The organism is Nocardioides sp. S5 (assembly GCF_017310035.1).
Taxonomy (GTDB): Bacteria; Actinomycetota; Actinomycetes; order Propionibacteriales; family Nocardioidaceae; genus Nocardioides.
Map to the genome: position 1 here is coordinate 3490683 of NZ_CP022296.1, position 17841 is coordinate 3508523.

At 65.0% G+C, this 17841-nt stretch carries 14 protein-coding genes and 5 pseudogenes; 7 read left to right on the forward strand and 12 right to left on the reverse strand.

Features of this window, described 5'->3' with window-relative positions:
- The first annotated feature begins 78 nt into the window (after nucleotides 1-78).
- From CFI00_RS17290 to CFI00_RS17300, 3 genes are read left to right on the forward strand one after another with little or no spacing between them, the layout of a single operon-like run.
- Nucleotides 79-1269, forward strand: a complete 1191-nt coding sequence (locus CFI00_RS17290) for an acyl-CoA dehydrogenase family protein (protein ID WP_242532463.1) — start codon at nucleotides 79-81, stop codon at nucleotides 1267-1269.
- A gap of 31 nt (nucleotides 1270-1300) precedes the next feature.
- Nucleotides 1301-2068 (forward strand): SDR family oxidoreductase, encoded by a 768-nt coding sequence (locus CFI00_RS17295; RefSeq protein ID WP_207082282.1) that lies wholly within the window; start codon nucleotides 1301-1303, stop codon nucleotides 2066-2068.
- Nucleotides 2065-2841, forward strand: coding sequence for a crotonase/enoyl-CoA hydratase family protein (locus CFI00_RS17300; protein WP_207082283.1), 777 nt, complete (start codon nucleotides 2065-2067; stop codon nucleotides 2839-2841). Before CFI00_RS17295 ends, CFI00_RS17300 begins: the two co-directional genes overlap by 4 nt.
- An 80-nt stretch (nucleotides 2842-2921) precedes the next feature.
- On the opposite strand, the gene CFI00_RS17305 is transcribed toward CFI00_RS17300, so the two are convergent.
- The 5 genes and pseudogenes from CFI00_RS17305 to CFI00_RS17325 all read right to left on the reverse strand — a co-directional run.
- The gene (locus CFI00_RS17305) at nucleotides 2922-3659 is read right to left on the reverse strand and encodes an FCD domain-containing protein (RefSeq protein WP_207082284.1); all 738 of its coding nucleotides are present in this window, start codon (nucleotides 3657-3659) and stop codon (nucleotides 2922-2924) included.
- A gap of 61 nt (nucleotides 3660-3720) precedes the next feature.
- Nucleotides 3721-4488 carry an enoyl-CoA hydratase-related protein gene (locus tag CFI00_RS17310; protein ID WP_207082285.1) on the reverse strand — a complete coding sequence of 256 codons (768 nt, stop codon included), beginning with the start codon at nucleotides 4486-4488 and terminating at the stop codon, nucleotides 3721-3723.
- A 236-nt stretch (nucleotides 4489-4724) separates the two neighbouring features.
- Nucleotides 4725-5075: pseudogene (locus CFI00_RS17315) on the reverse strand (TetR/AcrR family transcriptional regulator C-terminal domain-containing protein); the annotation flags it as partial.
- A 124-nt stretch (nucleotides 5076-5199) separates the two neighbouring features.
- Nucleotides 5200-5790, reverse strand: a complete 591-nt coding sequence (locus CFI00_RS17320; protein ID WP_347401884.1) for a hypothetical protein — start codon at nucleotides 5788-5790, stop codon at nucleotides 5200-5202.
- Nucleotides 5791-5901: 111 nt separating this feature from the next.
- Nucleotides 5902-6687 (reverse strand): annotated as a pseudogene (locus tag CFI00_RS17325) (IS256 family transposase); the annotation flags it as partial.
- A 1-nt stretch (nucleotide 6688) separates the two neighbouring features.
- On the opposite strand from CFI00_RS17325, the gene CFI00_RS17330 reads away from it, so the two are divergent.
- On the forward strand, nucleotides 6689-7345 hold the full coding sequence (locus tag CFI00_RS17330) for a tyrosine-type recombinase/integrase (protein ID WP_242532465.1): 657 nt from the start codon (nucleotides 6689-6691) through the stop codon (nucleotides 7343-7345).
- 106 nt (nucleotides 7346-7451) lie between these two features.
- Here CFI00_RS17330 and CFI00_RS17335 read toward each other — a convergent pair.
- A pseudogene (locus CFI00_RS17335) lies at nucleotides 7452-7709 on the reverse strand (transposase); the annotation flags it as partial.
- A 129-nt stretch (nucleotides 7710-7838) separates the two neighbouring features.
- On the opposite strand from CFI00_RS17335, the pseudogene CFI00_RS17340 reads away from it, so the two are divergent.
- Nucleotides 7839-8000: pseudogene (locus CFI00_RS17340) on the forward strand (transposase); the annotation flags it as partial.
- 45 nt (nucleotides 8001-8045) lie between these two features.
- On the opposite strand, the pseudogene CFI00_RS17345 reads toward CFI00_RS17340, so the two are convergent.
- Nucleotides 8046-9081 (reverse strand): annotated as a pseudogene (locus tag CFI00_RS17345) (IS3 family transposase); the annotation flags it as partial.
- A 47-nt stretch (nucleotides 9082-9128) separates the two neighbouring features.
- Between CFI00_RS17345 and CFI00_RS17350 the strand changes: the two are divergent.
- Both CFI00_RS17350 and CFI00_RS17355 read left to right on the forward strand, forming a co-directional pair.
- Entirely contained in the window at nucleotides 9129-10310 is a 1182-nt protein-coding gene (locus tag CFI00_RS17350) for an IS30 family transposase (protein ID WP_207082288.1), read from the forward strand.
- Nucleotides 10311-10315: 5 nt separating this feature from the next.
- Complete coding sequence (locus CFI00_RS17355; protein WP_277988380.1) at nucleotides 10316-11512, forward strand: IS110 family transposase; 1197 nt, start codon at nucleotides 10316-10318, stop codon at nucleotides 11510-11512.
- A 66-nt stretch (nucleotides 11513-11578) separates the two neighbouring features.
- Here CFI00_RS17355 and CFI00_RS17360 read toward each other — a convergent pair whose 3' ends face one another.
- The 5 genes from CFI00_RS17360 to CFI00_RS17380 form a co-directional block, all read right to left on the reverse strand.
- Nucleotides 11579-12772, reverse strand: a complete 1194-nt coding sequence (locus CFI00_RS17360) for an acyl-CoA dehydrogenase family protein (protein WP_207082290.1) — start codon at nucleotides 12770-12772, stop codon at nucleotides 11579-11581.
- Nucleotides 12773-12904: 132 nt separating this feature from the next.
- Nucleotides 12905-13375 (reverse strand): MaoC family dehydratase, encoded by a 471-nt coding sequence (locus CFI00_RS17365; RefSeq protein ID WP_207082291.1) that lies wholly within the window; start codon nucleotides 13373-13375, stop codon nucleotides 12905-12907.
- A gap of 148 nt (nucleotides 13376-13523) precedes the next feature.
- Nucleotides 13524-14693, reverse strand: a complete 1170-nt coding sequence (locus CFI00_RS17370; protein WP_207082292.1) for an acetyl-CoA hydrolase/transferase C-terminal domain-containing protein — start codon at nucleotides 14691-14693, stop codon at nucleotides 13524-13526.
- A gap of 183 nt (nucleotides 14694-14876) precedes the next feature.
- Entirely contained in the window at nucleotides 14877-17000 is a 2124-nt protein-coding gene (locus CFI00_RS17375) for an acetate--CoA ligase family protein (protein ID WP_207082293.1), read from the reverse strand.
- An 86-nt stretch (nucleotides 17001-17086) separates the two neighbouring features.
- Nucleotides 17087-17494 carry a hypothetical protein gene (locus CFI00_RS17380; RefSeq protein ID WP_207082294.1) on the reverse strand — a complete coding sequence of 136 codons (408 nt, stop codon included), beginning with the start codon at nucleotides 17492-17494 and terminating at the stop codon, nucleotides 17087-17089.
- Nucleotides 17495-17841 lie beyond the last annotated feature (347 nt).

The window sequence follows — 17841 nt, forward strand, 5'->3', positions numbered from 1 at the left end:
CCAGAACCCTCTCGTCCTTCGGGAGGGAGGGTCCGCTGGCACTGGTGCTGTGAACCCCCGCAATCGCACAGACCCAAAGTGCTCGCCGGCATGAGCGAAGGAGATTCGGTGTCGCAGTCGTTCTACCAACCCGACCATGAGGAGTTTCGCCTCGTCGTACGCGAGTTTGTCACCCGCGGAGTCGTCCCCCATCTCGACCGTTGGGAGGAGGAACGCCTCATAGACCGCGAAACCTGGAGGACGGCGGGCGCACAAGGCATTCTCGGCATCCGGATCCCTGAGGAGTACGGCGGCGGCGGGGTCAGCGACTACCGGTTCCGATGCGTGGTCCAGGACGAGCTCGCGCAGGTCGGCGCCGCCGCACTCGCCTCCGGATTCTCCATCAACGAAGACGTCGTCGCCTCTTATCTCGGGGCGTTCGGCACTGATGAGCAGAAGTCGGAGTGGTTGCCCAAGATGGCAGACGGGTCGCTGGTCGCCTCGATCGCCATGTCGGAGCCCGCCGCGGGGAGTGACCTGCGCGGAATCAAGACCACCGCGGTGCGGGATGGCGACCAGTGGGTCATCAACGGCGCGAAGACGTTCATCACCAGCGGCTACTCCTCCGACGTCGTACTCGTCGTTGCACGTACGGGCGAGCGAGACGGACGCCCCCAACTGTCATTGATCCTCGTGCCGACCAGCACGCCAGGGTTCAGTCGCGGCAAGAAGCTCCGCAAGCTCGGACTTCACGCTCAAGACACGGCCGAGCTGGCCTTCGACGACGTGCGTGTGCCTGCCCTCAACCTCGTCGGCGAGGAGGATCGGGGATTTCATCACCTCACCGCGCAGCTGCCCTTGGAGCGTCTCTCCATAGCCTGGCGTGCACTGTGCGCCTCTGAGGCGGCGTTCGCCTGGACCGTGAGGCACACCAGCGAGCGCATGGCGTTCGGTCAGCGGATCATCGACTTCCAGAACACTCGTTTCCGCCTCGCTGAGATGTCGACGGAGATCGACATCACTCGAGCCTTCCTCGAGCAGTCCGTTCGCGCCTACAACGAGGGTTCGTTCGGCGCCAGTCTCGGTGCCAAGGCGAAGTGGTGGACGACGGAACTCCAGAACCGTGTCGTCAACGGCTGTCTGCAGCTGCACGGCGGTTACGGCTACATGGACGAGTACCGGATCTCACGCGCGTTCGCCGACGCTCGGGTTCAGACAATCGTCGGCGGCACCACCGAGATCATGAAGGAGATCATCGGCCGCGAGATCGCCCAGCAGAACCGTTCATGAAGACGTGCAGTTCGGACAGAAAGGACCCATCATGCGGCTCCAAGACCAGACCTTCTTCGTGACCGGAGGCGCCTCCGGACTGGGAGAAGCCACCACCGAGGCTCTCGTTGCCGCGGGAGCACACGTCGTCATCGGTGATCTACCGACGTCCGGTGGTGAAGAGACCGCGAATCGGCTTGGTGACGCCGTCGAGTTCGCGCCCATCGATATCACCGACGAGGAGACTGTCGCAGCCGCCTTCGACGAGGCAGAGCGCCACGGTCCCCTGCGAGGTGTGGTGCACTGTGCGGGACGCGGCGGTGATCGGCTACGTATTCTCGACGGGGAGGACAACCCCAGCCCGCTAGACAGTTTCCGCAACGTTCTCGACATCAACCTGATCGGCACGTACAACGTGCTGCGCCTGGCCGCAGCACGGATGGCATGTAACGATCTGCTCGACGGCGAACGCGGCGCGATCGTCCTCACCGCATCCGTCGCGGCATTCGACGGCCAGATTGGGCAGACGTCCTACACCGCGTCGAAGGCTGGGGTGCACGGCCTCACGCTCGTCGCGGCGCGCGACCTGGCCAGTTCCGCCATCCGCGTCAACACCATCGCGCCAGGAGTGTTCGACACCCCCATGCTCGCTCGGTTGCGCAGCGATATCCGTGAGGGGCTCGCTGCGGAAGTGCCCTTTCCCAAGCGACTGGGTAACCCGGAAGAATACGCCCAGATGGCGCTGCAACTGTTGCAAAACCCGTACGTAAACGGCGAGACCATCCGTCTGGACGGCAGCATTCGCATGGCGGCCCGATGACTAAACCGCGGGAGGATGACGTCGTCGTCACCGCCGAAAGTGGTGTTCTCATCATCACGCTGAATCGGCCTGCGCAGCGCAATGCGATGACCCTCGACATCGCGCGCGTTGTCGCGTCATCGATGAGGCGGCTCGACAACGACCCCAATCTCAGGGTGGGAGTGCTCACCGGAGCAGGCGGAGTCTTCTGCGCCGGGATGGACCTCAAACGCTTCCAGTCCGGCGAACGGCCGTTCATCGAGGGACGGGGCTTCGGAGGGCTCGTCGAGTGTCCGCCCGACAAGCCGCTCATCGCCGCAGTCGAAGGCTGGGCCCTTGGCGGGGGGTTCGAACTTGTACTGGCCTGCGACCTCGTGGTCGCGAGCCAGACGGCGAAGTTCGGATTGCCCGAGGTTAAGCGCGGTCTCGTGGCGCGAGCTGGCGGTATCTTTCGCGTTGCCCAGGCCCTACCTCGCGCCATCGCCCTCGAGATGCTGTTGACCGGCGAGCCGATTGACGCCCAAAAAGGGCATGCGCTGGGACTCGTAAATCACCTCGTGGACGAGGGGAAGGCCGTCGAGAAAGCCACAGTGATCGCGACAGCGATTGGCGCCAACGCTCCTCTCGCGGTACGGGCCAGCAAGGCTCTTTCTCGCGCCGCCCGAACATGGACCGACGATGAGGCGTTCGAGCGGCAGCCCTCCTTAACCGACCCGGTATTCGCCTCCAATGACGCACGAGAAGGAGCCTCTGCCTTCGCCGAGCGCCGCGCACCTCGCTGGACAGGCAGCTGATGCCTTCCGCCGGCCTCCTTCGTCGGCCGGTGCGCCAGGACCGCGGTGCGGGCGCGCTTGGAAGCGGTGTCAAGGAGGCCTCAGTCGCGCCAGCGGGACCGCGGGACGATGGGTTCCTGCAGTCGACCCTGGCCGCTGAGCAACTTCTCGAAGGCGTCGAGATGCTTTCGCATCACCTCTTCGGCTCTGTCAGGGTCCCCGTCGGCCACTGCTTGCGCGATCCGCAGATGAGCCTTGGCCACGGCTGAGACCTCCCGCTCGTCGATGGTCTCCAACCTGACGTGGCGGTCCAGCACCTCATGCAGGGCAACCAGCATGACGCGGAGAATCTCGTTGCCTGTGCACTCGGCGAGCTCACGATGGAAGTGAGTTGCACGTTCCGGATCTTCCTGCCCCTGCTTGACGTAGGCCAGCAGACGGTAGCGCACGTCGGCGTCGTCTGACGTTGCGGCGAGCCGGGCGGCCTGCGGCTCCACGATCTTGCGGAACTGGAAGAAGTCTTCGAGCGGCGTCTGGTCGAGTGTGAACAGCAACGAGAGCGTGCGACTCACCTGGCTGAGGTCCGGACGTGCTACCCGGACACCCCCTCGCGGGCCGCGCTGGATCGTGATGAGACCTTCGGTCTCGAGCAGGCGAAGGGCCTCCCGCACGGTCCCACGACTGAAGCCGTGGCCTTCGATCAACTCCGACTCCGTGGTGAGCTGCGTTCCCGTCTCCAGCGACTGAGCGAGAATCTGCCCTCGCAACTCCGCCGCTAGGACCTCCGCGGCCTTGGGGAGACGACGCATGGGTCGGACGGCGCGCGGGGTGCTGGTCATCGGGGACCTACTTGTGACATGCAGCCAGTATCGCCCAGTGGCATGCCACGGAACGTACCGATCATGCTTGTGTCGCCGTTGCCTGATCCCGAAGCGTCCCTCTGTGGAACGACCACATCTGCACCGACTGCTCGGCCTGCACCGCCGCGTCCAGCGCCATGCCGATCGAGTTCGCCTCAAGGCGGAAGGAACGGGCCGTCCTGCGGGCGAGCGCTGGGTCCGCCGCGGCCGTGGCCGCGAGTTCGAACGCCAACCCTTCGACCTCATCGCTCGGCGCGCATCGCCAAGCCATCCCGATCGCGACAGCCTGTGCGCCGGTGAGGCTGTCGCCGAAGAGGCCGATTGCTGCCGCTGCCTCGCGACCAGCCGAGCGTGTGAGCAGTGTGAAGTGACCGCCGCCGGGATGTGCACCCAAGGGGATGAACCCCGAGACCAGCTTGGCATCATCCGCAACGATGCGCAGATCTGTTGAAAGCACGAGATTCAGGCCGGCGCCGACGGCGGCCCCACGCACGGCAGCCACCGTGGGGGGAAGTAACCGAGTGATCCGCAAGAACGACTGGTAGATCCGGTCCAGCGTCCGGTACGCCTCGTCAGCTACGGGATTCTGGGCCACGGCAGCGAGCACGTCACGATGGGCACCCGCGCAGAAGGTCGGCCCGTCACTCAGGATCACCACTGCGCCCACCGACGGGTCTTCGTCGATGTCGTCACAGGCGGCCAGAATGGAGTCAGCCATCTCCGACGTCAGTGCATTCCGCCGCGAGGGCGCTGAAAGTGTCAGCGTGGCAACACCGTCCTCGCGCTTCTTGACCACAACCTCAGACATGGGAACTCCTTCTGGCGACTAAACAAGCAGGTATTATTCCTTATAAACAATACACGACACTTGCTCCCAGGCCCGGGGCAGGGCCAGCGACCATCTTGGCCAACGCCGCCGGCGCTGCCTTGGCCCGCCGACGGAGGTGCCACGCACGACGCACACTGCCGCGAAGGCACGGCCTTGAGCCAGCGACGCCCGCGTGGTGATCTCGCAGGAGCCACAGGGACGTAAGGAAGGCGGATTCAGCTGGCAGGCCTCGAAGTGGAAAGGCCATAGAGAAGGAGGTGCGCATAGATCTCGGCGATCTCCGCGGGCTGACGCGAACCCTCCGGGTTGTACCATCGCGCCGACGAGTTGAGCATGCCGACGAGCGTGCGCGTCAGGAATTCCGAGTTCAGATCCCTGAGCTCACCGGCCTTCATGCCGAGCTCAATGACGCTCCGGAACACCGAAAGCCATTCACGACGCAGTTTGTCGATGCGCTCGTAGCCCTCATGCTCGAGGTACCGGAGGTTCTCGTTGACAACGGCGATGGCATCCCGATGGGTGGCGACGAAGTCCATATGAGCGGAGACCAACCGGTACAGCTTCTCGAGGGCGCTGTCGCCAGGGGCCCATAGCCTTCTCCAGCGCGTCTATCCCCTCCTCGATGGTCGCGCGATGGATCTCCTCCAGGAGATGTTGTTTGTACCTGGCGTGGTACATGACCACCCTTGGTCACGTCGGCCGCTGCGGCAAGATCACGCATGGATGTCGCGTGGTAGCCGGCCTGACGAAGCTGACGACTGCCGCGGCGCGAACACGTTCCCGCGCCGTGGCGGTGGCGCTGGTCGCGCCGGCGTTGCCACTGCGCTTCTTCTTGACCCGGGTGGCACCAAGACCCTTGGCGCGATCGACCACGGCTCCATGGAGGAAGAGATCGATGTACTCGTCCGCGATTTGCGAAGGAGTCAACGCCCCTGCAGGGCTGTACCAGTGGTACATCTCCGTCATCGCGCTCAGGACGGCCTGCGCCACCAGTCGCGGATCGAGGTCCACGAATACTCCGCGCGAGATGCCTGCTTGGATCAACGAGACCGCATAGGACTCGTACGCATCTCGGCGCTGTTCGACGAGCAGCCGGCGGTCAGCACCGAGGTGTTTGCGCTCCTCGAAGAACACGCTGATCTCCGTCTGGTGATCGGTGACCAGCTGCACGTGGCGGCGTACTAAGCCTCGATCTACCGATGAGCAGGGGCGGCGTGGGTCGGCATTGGTCACGGCGCTTGTAGCGAGTGCGGGCGTGGTTGTGCACCGGCCTCGATCCACCGATGGGGTTGGTGAGGATCGCGTGATCGTGGCCGCGGCGGTATGAGGGGATCAGGGCGCGATGGTCGGCCGGACCTCGCCGTCCGGGCGTTTCACATGGGTTCTCCATTGCGCCTCGGCGAAACCGGTGAGCCCGTCACAGCACACGATCAGCACGTCGCGGACGCCGCGGTTGGCCAGGTCCGCACAGACGCCGGCCCAGAACTTCGCGCCCTCAGTGGCCTGGATCCAGATGCGCAGGACGTGCTTGATGCCGTCCATGTCGACGCCGACCGCGATGTGCGCGGCTTTGTTGATCACGTGCGCGCCGTCACGGACCTTCACGACCAGCGCGTCGAGGTAGATGACCGGATACAGCGACTCGAGCGGGCGCCGCTGCCAGGCCAAGATCTCCTCGCCGATCTCGTCGGTGATCTTGCTGATCGTCTCGTGAGAGAGGTCGGTGCCGATCGTGGTCGCGAGGTGGTGCTGGATGTCGCGCAGCGTCATCCCGCCCGCGTAGAGGCTGATGATCATCTCGTCGAGCCCACCGAGCCGGCGTGAGCCCTTCGGAACCAGCCGCGGAATGAACGTCCCGTCCCGGTCCCGCGGGACCTCCAGCGGCACCTCGCCCACCTGTGAGGCCATCGTCTTGGGAGTGGCGCCGTTGCGGGAGTTGGCGAACAGCGACGCCTCGGCCGAGCCCTTCTCGTAGCCCAGATGATCGGACAGCTCGGCTTGTAGGCCGCGCTCGAGCGCGGCCTTGATCAGACCGGGGATGAAGCCGCCATCGCCGGTCAGTTCCAGATCGCCGGCATCGATGCGGGCGAAGATGTCGTCCAGAGCTCCGGACGCCGCCATCTCAGCAGCGACGTCAGAGCCACGACGATCAGACTGTTCGTCGGTCACGAGGTCCATCATGTTCCTTTCAGATGGACCGATCCCTTACACAGAAGATCTGACACCCCCCGCAGCGGTGACCGTGCAGACCGGCCTTCGCGTCAGCGAGGTCTGCTCACTCACGATCGACGACGTCTATCTCGGCACTGGGCCTCACGTCACCTGCACCGGCAAAGGACGACGGCAACGCATCACGCCCTTGACCAGTGCAACCGTGAGCGTGATGACGGCCTACTTCACTGAGCGGACCGCCCGGCCCGGAACCGCGCTGTTCTGCGGTCCCCGCGGACAGGCCCTGTCCCGCGATGCACTCGAGCATCGCCTTGCCACCTACGTCGCGGCCGCAGTGATCGCCTGTCCCGGCCTCGCCGGCAAGCACGTCACGATGCACACCCTGAGACACACCGCAGCGATGAACTGCTCGCCGCCGGGGTTGCGTCGCCGTCATCGCGCTGTGGCTCGGGCACGCCGACACCCGCAGCACCGACGCATACCTCCACGCCGACATGGCCATCGAGCAAGCAGCCCTCGACCGAACACGACCACCAGACGTAAAGCCCGGGGTCTACCGCCCCGAGCCCGGCATCCTCGCCTGGCTCGCAGCCCTCTGACTATGCCGACCATCCCGCGCCGAATGCCCCACCACCACAGCCCGTCACAACGACCGTCGGCATAGTCCGGAGGTCGGCATAGGACATCCAATGCCGACGTCGGCATTGCATGTCACCGACGTAGCGACGGTTCGGCGCACCAGCGGTGAAGTCCCGCTTGAGCAGGTCCGGCACCTTCTGCTCAGGCGTCTCGTCCGCTGGAGCCGACAAGGTCGATGAGCTGGGTGTCTTGGACTGCAGCGGACTGGTGGTCAGCGTCCCGTCGCCAGCGGTCTTCTTGCCGGTCCCGTACGCCTCAAGCCAATGGCGCAACGTGCCACGCACGATGCCCAGGTCCTCAGCGATGCCGCGGAGCGTGGCTCCTGGCGTGGACTCGTACAAGTCGACGGCCTGACGACGGAACTCCTCGGAGTAGTTCTTCCTGGCCATAATTCTCGGGTCATCTCGCTTCCCCAGCAACAGGTGCTGGATTCAGCGCGTCCAAGAACCGGGGCCAGGCCCCAACAGCACGAACTGGGGGAGAAACTGCTGACCGCGCAGAACGAGATCTTCGAAGTGCAGGGCTGGATCATGCGCGGCGGGTCGATCGTGGACGCCACGATCATCGCTGCGCCGTCCTCGACGAAGAACGTCTCTGGTGAGCGTGACCCAGAGATGCATCAGACTAAGAAGGGCAACCAGTGGTACTTCGGGATGAAGGCCCACATCGGGGTCGATGCCGGTGACAGGACCCCATGAATCGGTCCGGCTCGTGTGAGAGCCGGTTCAGTGGATGCAGGCGGCAGCGTATCGAGCCGGGGTGAGGTAGCCCAGGGATGAGTGCCGCCGGTGGTGGTTGTATTCCTCCTTCCAGTCGCCGATGACGACCTTGGCGTGGGCCAGGGACCAGAACAGGTTGATGTTGAGGCATTCGTCGCGGAGCGTTCCGTTGAACGACTCGATGAAGGGGTTCTTCCAGGGCTCGCCGGGCGGGATGAACAACATCCCGGTCCGGCCGTAGGCCCAGTCGGCCAGCGTGGTCGCGTTCATCTCGGGTCCGTTGTCGAGCCGTAGCACCGCGGGTGCGGTCCGCCGGCTGCGCACGATCCGGTCGAGCTCGTCGGAGAGCTTCTCGGCGGTGATGGACCGCTCGACCAGGCCGCCGAGGCATTCACGGGTGTGCTCATCGATGACCGAGAGGATCTTGATCGGACGGCCGTCGGTGGTGGAGTCGAACTGGAAGTCGATGGCCCACACTTGTTGGGTGCGTCCGCGACCGGGACCGGGCCGCTGGTGGAGGACCCGGCCCGCTTGCGTCGACGCACGACCACGCGCAGGCCTTCCTCGCGCCACAGCCGCTGGATCTTCTTGTGGTTCACCGTCCAGCCCTCACCGCGGGCGTCGTGGTAGGCCCGCCGGTGACCCCACCGCGGGTGCTTGCCGGCGTACTCCCGTAGCCACTCCCGAAGTGCCGCGTCCGGGTCCTCGGTCGTTTGGGAGACCGGCTGGTGGCGTTGTGTCGATCAGTGCTGCCCGACCACCCGGCAAACGAACCGTTCACTGACCCCGAGTACCTCGACGAGGTGGTGAACGGCTGCCCGCCGGCGGGCCGGGCTCAGAATTCCCCCTTGGCGATCTCCTTCAATGCCGCCTTCTCCAGCTCGGCCTCGGCCAGCAGCCGCTTCAAGGTGGCGTTCTCCCGCTCGAGCTCCTTGAGCCGCTTGGCGTCTTGGGCCTTGAGCCCGCCGAACTGGTTACGCCACCGGAAGTAGGTCTGCTCAGAGACCCCCAGCTGCCGGGCGACCTCGGCCACCTCGGCACCCGGCGAGTTCCAGACCACGTCGCAACACCCCTGCTAGATGAAGGGGCATGACGATGGGCAGACGGGGCCGCAAGCGGCGTCTAGGAGTCGAGGACGAGTACTGGCAGTTGATCCTGGCCGGGGTGGGCACGGTGGAGGCCTGCAAGCTGGTCGGCGTTGGCCGAAAGACCGGGTACCGGTGGCGAGCCGAGCGCGGTGGCCTCCCACCGCTGCGCCGCGTCGAGCACCAGCGCTCTGATCGCTACCTGTCACTGCTGGAGCGGCAACGCATCGCCACGCTGCGGCGCCATGGCCTCTCGATACGCGAGATCGCTCGCCAGCTCTTCCGCGCGCCCTCCACGATCAGCCGTGAACTGCGCCGCAACACGTCCCTGCATGACGTCGGCGGGTACGACGGAGATCTGGCGCACAGCCGCGCCAGGGAGCGTGTGGAGCGTCCGCGCGGCGGTCGGCTAGCGACCGTTCCGGGGTTGCGCGAGGCGGTCCAGTCCAAGCTAGAACTGGAGTGGAGCCCGGAGCAGATCGCGGCCTGGCTTCGCGCCGAGTACCCGGGTCGGCCACGGTGGCATGTGTGTCACGAGACGATCTATCAGGCGCTCTACAGCGGCGCGAAAGGCGGCCTGAGCAGGCAACTGACCAAGAAGCTCCGTACTGGACGGCCACTGCGCAAGCGTCGTCGACGCGCACAGGAGCGGACGCCCCGTTTCATCGCGCCGGCGCTGTTGATCGACCACCGCCCTGCCGAGGCGGCGGAGCGCAGCCGAGTCGGTGACTGGGAAGGGGACCTGATCACCGGTCGTGCCGGTCAATCCGCGATCGGCACTCTGGTCTGTCGGCGAGGCCGCTACATCAAGCTCGTCCACCTGCCCGGTCGGCGCACCGCCGAGGACCTCGTCATCGGGCTGCGCGAGACCTTGGCGGAGTTGCCCGAGTCGGTGCGACTCACGCTGACCTGGGACCAGGGCTCGGAGATGGCCGGCCATGATCAAGTCGCAGACCTGTTCGCCGAGGGTGTGTTCTTCGCCCACGCAGGCAAGCCCTGGCAGCGGCCGACCAACGAGAACAGCAATGGTCTCTTGCGCCAGTACTTCCCCAAGGGCAGCGACCTGCGCGCATACACGGTGGACGACCTCCGCAGGGTGGAAGAGCGCTTGAACACCCGCCCTCGAAAGACGCTTGGGTGGATCACTCCGACTCAAGTCCTCAGTGCTTCGCTAGCCTCGTCGTGACCTTGGTGTTGCGACCCCATCTCGAATCCGCCCTGGAACTCGCCCGGCACCAGGGGGTCAGGATTCACCCGGCAGCGACACACCCTGGGCCAGAAGCCGGTCAGCGTCCTGAAGCTTGCGGACCACCTGCTCGGTGGTGTGTCGCTTCCTTGTTGTCATGGGTCGAGCCTCTCCGCCCGCACACGCGGGCATCAAGACTCTCACTCGACCCGGACCGAACAGAGGGGGTCACGCCACACCTGCCCGGACGGCCCAAGACCGACGTCCTGGACGCGGTGTGGTTGTGCAAGGTCGCCGAACGGCAGATGCTGCGGCCGAGCTTCGTGCCGCCACGGCCGATCCGGCAGTTGCGGGACCTGACTCGCTACCGGGTGGATCTGATCGAGGCAAGGACCGCGGAGAAGAGCCGGGTCGAGAAGCTGCCCGAAGACGCCTGCATCAAGCTCTCGGTGGTCGCCACCGACATCTTCGGGGTCTCAGGTCGGGAGATGATGGCCGCCCTGATCGCCGGGGAGCGGGACCCGGCCGTGCTGGCCGAGATGGCCCGCACCGCGATGCGTCGCAAGATTCCCGCGCTGCGAGAAGCGTTCACTGGTCACTTCGATGAGCACCATCGGTTCCTCCTGGAGCAGATGCTGAGCAGGATCGACGGGCTGGACGCCGACATCGCGCGGGTCGAGGAGAAGATCGAGACGCTGATCGCCCCTTTCGCCCAGGCGGCCGAGCGGCTCGATGAGATCCCCGGGGTAGGACCGATCTCAGCGGCGATCATCCTGGCCGAGGTCGGCACCGACATGTCCCGGTTCCCCACCGCCGGCCATCTGTGCTCGTGGGCCAAGGTCTCTCCGGGCATCAAGTCATCGGCCGGTAAGACCAAGGGAAACAGCTCGACCGGGCACGGCAACCGTTACCTCGCCCGCGTTCTCGGCGAGACCGCCGTCGTCATCGGGCGCAGCGACACCTTCCTCGGCGAGCGGTACCGACGCATCGCCCGACGACGCGGCAAGTGCAGGGCGATCGTCGCGGTCAGCCGCTCGATTCTCGTCATCGTCTGGCACCTTCTCAACGACCCCGATGCCCGCTACACCGACCTCGGCAGCGACTACTACGGCCGCCACGTCAACACCGAGTCCAAGAAGCGCAACCACATCCGCCAGCTCGAGTCACTGGGCTACCGAGTCATTATCGAACCCGCCGCCTGAGTCACACCACCTCGATATCCGGCTCCGCCGGATGCTGCCGCCTGCCTGGCTGGGGCCATTTTCGGACTAGTAGGAGCGGGGAAGACCGAGCACGTGTTCAGATACGTAGTTTAGGACCATTTCCTGCGGGACGGGCGCGATTTTCATAAGCCTTGACTCTGCCCAGTAACGACCCACGTCGTACTCCTTCGCGAAGGAGTACCCACCGAGGGTCTGCATTGCACGATCGGCGGCGAAGAATGCAGCATCGGATGCCAGGAACTTGGCCGCATTGGCCTGCTCGCCGCAGGGCAGACCGGCGTCATAGCGCCAGGCAGCCTCGCGGACGGACAACTCGGAGGCTCTCAGGCGCATGTGCGCCTCCGCGAGAGGGAACGACACACCCTGGTTCTTGCCAATCGGACGGCCGAAGACGGTGCGCGCATTCGCGTACTCGACAGCGCGGTGAAGCGCCGCTCTGCCGATACCAAGAGCCTCGGACGCGATGAGTATTCGCTCCGGATTCAGCCCGTCGAGAAGATATGAGAAGCCCTTCCCTTCCTCGCCGACCCGATCGCTGACGTCGACGACCAGTCCGTCGTAGCGGGTTTCGCATGAACCGACGGCGTTGCGGGCTATCTTGGGGATCGGTGTGATGGAGACCTCGGGCCGCTTGAGGTCGGCCAGCAGCAAGGTCAAGCCGTCTGTGCGTCGAACGCATTGCTCCAATGGCGTTGTACGACATAGCAGGAGCACCCTGTCACTCTGTTCAGCTTTGGTCGTCCAAACCTTCTGGCCGTCGACGACGTAGTGGTCATCCTCCCGGCGGGCGCGCGTCTTGATGGCGGACGTATCGGTGCCGGCGTCCGGTTCGGTGACACCGAAGGCGACATGGAGCTCTCCCGAAGCCACCAACGGTAGGTACTTGCGCCGCATCTCCTCGGAACCGTGCTTGACCACCGGGTTCATACCGAATATCGAGACGTGCAGTGCGCTCGCGCCGTTCATCGCCGCACCGGATGCCGCCACCTCCTCCACCAGCACCGATGCTTCCGTGATACCTGCGCCCCCGCCCCCGAACTCCTCCGGGATGGCCATGCCCAGCCATCCGGCAGAGGCCATCGCATGATAGAAATCCCAAGGAAACGAGTGACTCTCGTCGCACGAGCGCCAGTATTCGTCTCCGAACGCAGCGCATACACTTCTGACGGCCTGCCGGATGCTGGTTAGCTCATCACTCTCACTGAAATCCACCGCGATCGTCACCCTTTCCTTGTCCATGAGCCGCCTGTCCGACTGCACTGGGCTGCTTGCACGGCCGGCTCCTGAACGGATCGAGGGCGCGGCTCCCGTCCATGTGGTCTGCCCAACTCCACGCATCGGACGGACATGGCGGCTCCGCCATCACGACTGTTACCCGCCGCCCGGGCGGCAGAGCATGAGCGCTGCTCGATGCGCCCGGCACACGAGCTCACCGTCCTGGTTGTAGCCATCGTGGCGAAATTCCACGATGCCGTTCCGATGCCGCGACGACGATCGGCGAGCGGCCGTGACCTCAGACACCACATGGATTGTGTCGCCAATAAACACCGGGCGCGGCAGATCGATCGAGGAGAACCCCAGATTGGCGACGGTCGTGCCGAGGGTGAGCTCAGGCACCGATAGTCCCACGACTAGGGCCAGCGTGAACAAGGAATTGACTAGGGGACGACCGAACTCGGTGCTTGCCGCAAACTGTGCGTCCAGGTGTAACGGTTGGGGGTTCATGGTCATGGTGCTGAACAGCACGTTGTCTGTCTCTGTCACGGTGCGCCGTATCGCATGGCGCGCGACGGTCCCAATCGGCAGATCCTCGAACCAACTTCCCATAGGTTCCGCACTCACGGAGATCCTCCTGCTTGAAGCCAACGGAGATGCGGCAGCTGATCGGGACGCCCCGCTGTCCAGGGCGCGGCCTCGACACGCCACAACTCGACCTGGCTGCCGGCGGGCAACGGTCGCCGACGCTCGGGCGACGAGCGAGGCTGCGCAGTCACGGTCTCGTCCCGCCTGCCCTGGGAAGGCCGACCGGAGACGCCGACAGTCGTTCTCGGTGCTCGGGGGCGGCCACCCCGATCAGGGCCTGGCGCCGCTCCCTTAAGGACCGGCCGGTGAGCGGCGCTACCCCGTGCTCAGTGACGACCATGTCGACGGAATGGTGCGGGATCGTCACCCCGCCGTCAACGGTCGCATCGTCGAGGATCGTCGAGTTCCCCCGGCGGTCGGTTGATGTCAACGCGATCACCCGGAGCCCACCTGCCGACATGTGGGCACCTTCGAAGAAGTCGACGCTGCCGCCTACGCCCGCGATCAGGCGACCTCCCACGGTGTCGGCGTAGACGTGGCCGGTGAGACTGACCGCGAGGGCGGAGTTGATCGAGATCAACTTCGGCAGGCGTCCTATTGTTACCGGGTCGTGCCCGCGCTGTGACGACAACATCTCAATACCTGGGTGCCGGTGCACCGCGGCCATCAGCGCAGAAGAACCCATGATCTCGATGGCGAGAACGGGGCCGCGCCCGGAGCGACAGACGGCCTCGACCAGCGGCCAAGTCGCATCGGTGATCAGGCCCAGGAGCCCCAACTGCTTCTCCTCTGCAAGGGGAGCCAATTGTTGAGACACTGCCTCACTGACTGCCCCGATACCGAGTTGCACCGTAGCGCCAGTGGGTACGACCTCGCATACTCGTGCGGCGATCGTCTTGAGGCGCGGGTCGTCGCTCCTCTCCCGGGAGTACTCCAAGGTAGGCTGCGCGGAGGCTACGAACCGGTCAACACGGGATGCAGGAATGACGGTGTCCCCATGGGTCCATGGCAGGTCCGGGTCGACCTCGGCCACGACGAGACCGGCCGTGTGCACCAGGTGGGAGCCGTACGATGCGGATGGTCCAAGGCTACAACGCCCATGACGATCGGGGGGGGTGCAGCGGACGAGCGCGACGTCTCCGGGACGAATGCACGCAATCACATCGGAGGCTCGCAGCGGGAGATAATCGATCAGCCCGTCGCCGGCCAGCAGCCGTCCTGAGCCCGGGATGTGCCAGGTACGAAAGCGCAACGCGCCAGCGCGGACCGCGGACTCGAACGGCAGGTCCCCGAGCAGCAGCCCTGCGGAAAGCGTAACAACCGGATTGGACAGTGTGTGCTCACCAAGGGTGGCCAACAGTGTCTCCGGCGTCCCGCAACTCGGGGAGGCGACTACTCTCGCGCCCGACCGGACACCGCGCAAGGCAGAACGCAGTGAGACCTCATTGTACACCGGGACGCTCCGGGGACTTGAGTATCGCCCTGGTAGTTTGCGCGCCGCGCGACAGAGACGCCATGACCACAAGGACTCCGCAGTCCGTCACGATGCGACTACCAGGGCGTCGACCGCGGTTAGCCCTCGCGGGCCGACCATCACCGGGTTAACATCGATCTCGGAGATCACATCCGCCAGGTCCTCCGCAAGCGCACTCAATCGACAGAGCAGAGCCACCAGTTCGGCGCTGCTCACCGGGGGCAGGCCGCGCCAGCCGTGTTCGATCTGCCGGAAGTGACGTAGTTCGCCCAACATGAGTTGCGCCTTCGCCGACCCGACCGGCGCGACACCGATAGACACGTCCCCCAGCATCTCGACCCACGTCCCACCCAATCCCACGGTCAGCGCCACACACCCTTCGACTCGGGTGCGCGCACCGAGCATCAACTCGGCGGACGGTCCGACCATCTCCGAGAGCAGCAGGCGGACGTCCTGGAGACCGTGGCGCGCCGCGCGGCTCACCAGGGACTCGCATGCGGACCGCAGATCGCTCTCATTGCTGATACCCAGTTGCACCAGCCCGAGGTCCGACTTGTGCGCGACCTCGGATGAGAGGATCTTCACGGCCACGGGATAACCGATCTTCGCAGCGGCCCCTACGGCCTCGGGGGGTGCCTCTACGACCAGGTCCCGGGTGACCGGCACACCATATGCAGCGAGCACCTGCTTGCTGACGGATTCGGACAAGGTCCCGGGCCCGTTCGCCTTGATGAGAGCAGCGGCCCTCGCTGCCGCCTCTTCTCGGTCCAAGTTCAGATCGAGGGGCTCGCTCCCGCCACGCAAGAGGTCGCGGACGTGATCAGCTTCGCAGGCGCGCTGGAGTTCCCGAAAACAGGCACGTGGGCTGGTGAACAATGCTACGCCTCCGCGGTCGATCATCTCCCACGCGGGCCTAATGCTGTCATCGGCAGGCCAGAGGGCGACGATGGGAGTCTTCGTCCGAGCGGCAACGCTCACGACCTCCGCAGCCATGTCCTCCGCAATCTTGCGCTGGCCGACGTGAGGTAGTACGACGCACACATCAACGTTCTCGTCGTCAGCTACGATCTTGAGGGTCGACGCAACCAGGCCTTCGCGCAGGAGGACATCGGCGGTGGGGTCGACGGGGTTCGCAACCACGGCGACTGGGGGTAGGTCTTGCCTAAGGCGGGACGTGGTGGCCTCGTCGAAGTGGGCGAGCTCCATGCCCGACTCCGCCACAAGGTCCGAGGTGAGGGCAGCTGCACCACCCGGTAGCGTGAAGATTCCGACTCGGCGCCCGGACAGGGCGGGGGCACGGGTCGTGAGGACTGCCTGATCAACAAGGTCGGACAGGTCCTCGACTAGGATTGCGCCAGCATGCCTCAGCGCAGCGTCGACCACTGCCGAGTCTCGGGCGAGCGCCCCAGTATGACTGGCGGCGGCTGTCTGCCCTAGCGTTGTCCTCCCCGTCCTGAGGACCACGACCCGTTTCCCTAATCCCGTGGCGGTTTCAACCGTGCGCAAGACTGAAGGGAGGTCGCGGAAGCCTTCGGCGAACACGAGGATGGTCGACGTTTTTTCGTCGTGGGCGAGGTATTGAATGTAATCACCGAGGCCGATATCCATCTCGTTTCCGGAGGACACGACTCGAGATACCCCGAGCGACCTCTCGAAGAGAAGACTCATGACCGTGTTTCCCATCCCGCCGCTCTGCGAGATGAGCGAGATTGGGCCGGCGGGGATCATGTCCGCTTCGAAGAGCGAGGTCGTGCCGTAGCCGATGAAAGAGTTCGGAACCGAGGCCAAGCCGGCGCAGTTCGGCCCAACGACCCTGACGCCTCCCTCTTGAGCACGGGCACTTACCTCCATCTGCAAACGTTCGCCTTCTTCGCCAAGCTCCGCGAATCCTCCGGAGAGTATGACCGCAAAGGCGACACCTGCTTGGCCGCACAGCGTGATGCACTCCGGCACCAGTTGCGGCTTCAAATAGATGAAGCAGACGTCGATCTTCTCCGGGATCTTGTCTAAGGACGGATAAGCCTTTACGCCGACGATCGTGTCGCGATTCGGGTTCACCGGATAAACGCGGCCCTTGAACTCGTGCCTGCCCAGAAGGCGGACGATCTTCCCTGAGATCTTGCGGGTATCGCTAGATGCGCCAACCACTGCCACCACAGAGGGACAGAAAAGCGCCTCGAGATCATTCATTTTGTTTCTTCCTGTCAATTCAGTTGAGGGCCGGGTCGGTACAGAACCGGTATCTCCGCAGTCCTGGCTACTACCCGCCGAGAGCTTTAAGACAGCCTTTCCTTTGCGTAGATCGTGCGGATCAAGTCCCGACGCGATCTCGAGTCCATGAACTCGAGATCTCGCGCGCCCAGCGGGTCGATCACTTCCCTGATGAAGTCCAAGTCTGTAGTGGTCGGCGGACTGGTGATCCGGCCACCCCCGGAGATGACTGGGAAGGAGGTCGCGTCCCGGACGTCGTCGATGGCCACGCCCGAATGCAACGACTCAACCTCCAGTCCTTTGCCGGGCACGAACCAGAACACGCCCAAGTTGCTCACCACCCGATATGGTTTCCGCCCCTGCCCGCGGGACGGCTCTGGAGGTACTGCCGTCGCGAAGTCCACCTTGGTGACGAACGTGCGTCGGTCGTGCCTGGGAACGTAGATGTAGATATCCCGGTAGAAGCCGAACACATCAGGAATCCCCGTACCGCCCGCAATCATCCGGTGCGGGGGGCGTGCTTCGTCCGGGGCCTCACGTCCGAGCAGCGTGACGTTGACCCGACCTTCCGCGTCCAACTGCGCAGGACGGAAGAACTCGCCGTGACTTCTGTGAAGTCCTTGCAGCATCAGCCGGTCCGCGGACGTCCGCGCAGCTGCGCCCCCCAAATTGGTTACCCGTGTCAACCAATACCTCCGAGAGCCGCCTCTCGAGTAGGCACTGGCAGCCGACGAGTATAGGACGACGTCTGGTGCGTGGGTCAGCCGGGCCAATGTGATGCCGACAGCCGGCAGGGACGTGCCGAGTCCAAGGCCCCAGA

Coding starts and splice junctions, on each gene's coding strand:
- CFI00_RS17295 (WP_207082282.1), top strand. CDS start 1,301: ATGCGGCTCCAAGACCAGACCTTCTTCGTGACCGGAGGCGCCTCCGGA.
- CFI00_RS17300 (WP_207082283.1), top strand. CDS start 2,065: ATGACTAAACCGCGGGAGGATGACGTCGTCGTCACCGCCGAAAGTGGT.
- CFI00_RS17350 (WP_207082288.1), top strand. CDS start 9,129: ATGACGATGGGCAGACGGGGCCGCAAGCGGCGTCTAGGAGTCGAGGAC.
- CFI00_RS17375 (WP_207082293.1), bottom strand. CDS start 17,000: ATGAATGATCTCGAGGCGCTTTTCTGTCCCTCTGTGGTGGCAGTGGTT.
- CFI00_RS17310 (WP_207082285.1), bottom strand. CDS start 4,488: ATGTCTGAGGTTGTGGTCAAGAAGCGCGAGGACGGTGTTGCCACGCTG.
- CFI00_RS17360 (WP_207082290.1), bottom strand. CDS start 12,772: ATGGACAAGGAAAGGGTGACGATCGCGGTGGATTTCAGTGAGAGTGAT.
- CFI00_RS17330 (WP_242532465.1), top strand. CDS start 6,689: ATGTTCCTTTCAGATGGACCGATCCCTTACACAGAAGATCTGACACCC.
- CFI00_RS17305 (WP_207082284.1), bottom strand. CDS start 3,659: ATGACCAGCACCCCGCGCGCCGTCCGACCCATGCGTCGTCTCCCCAAG.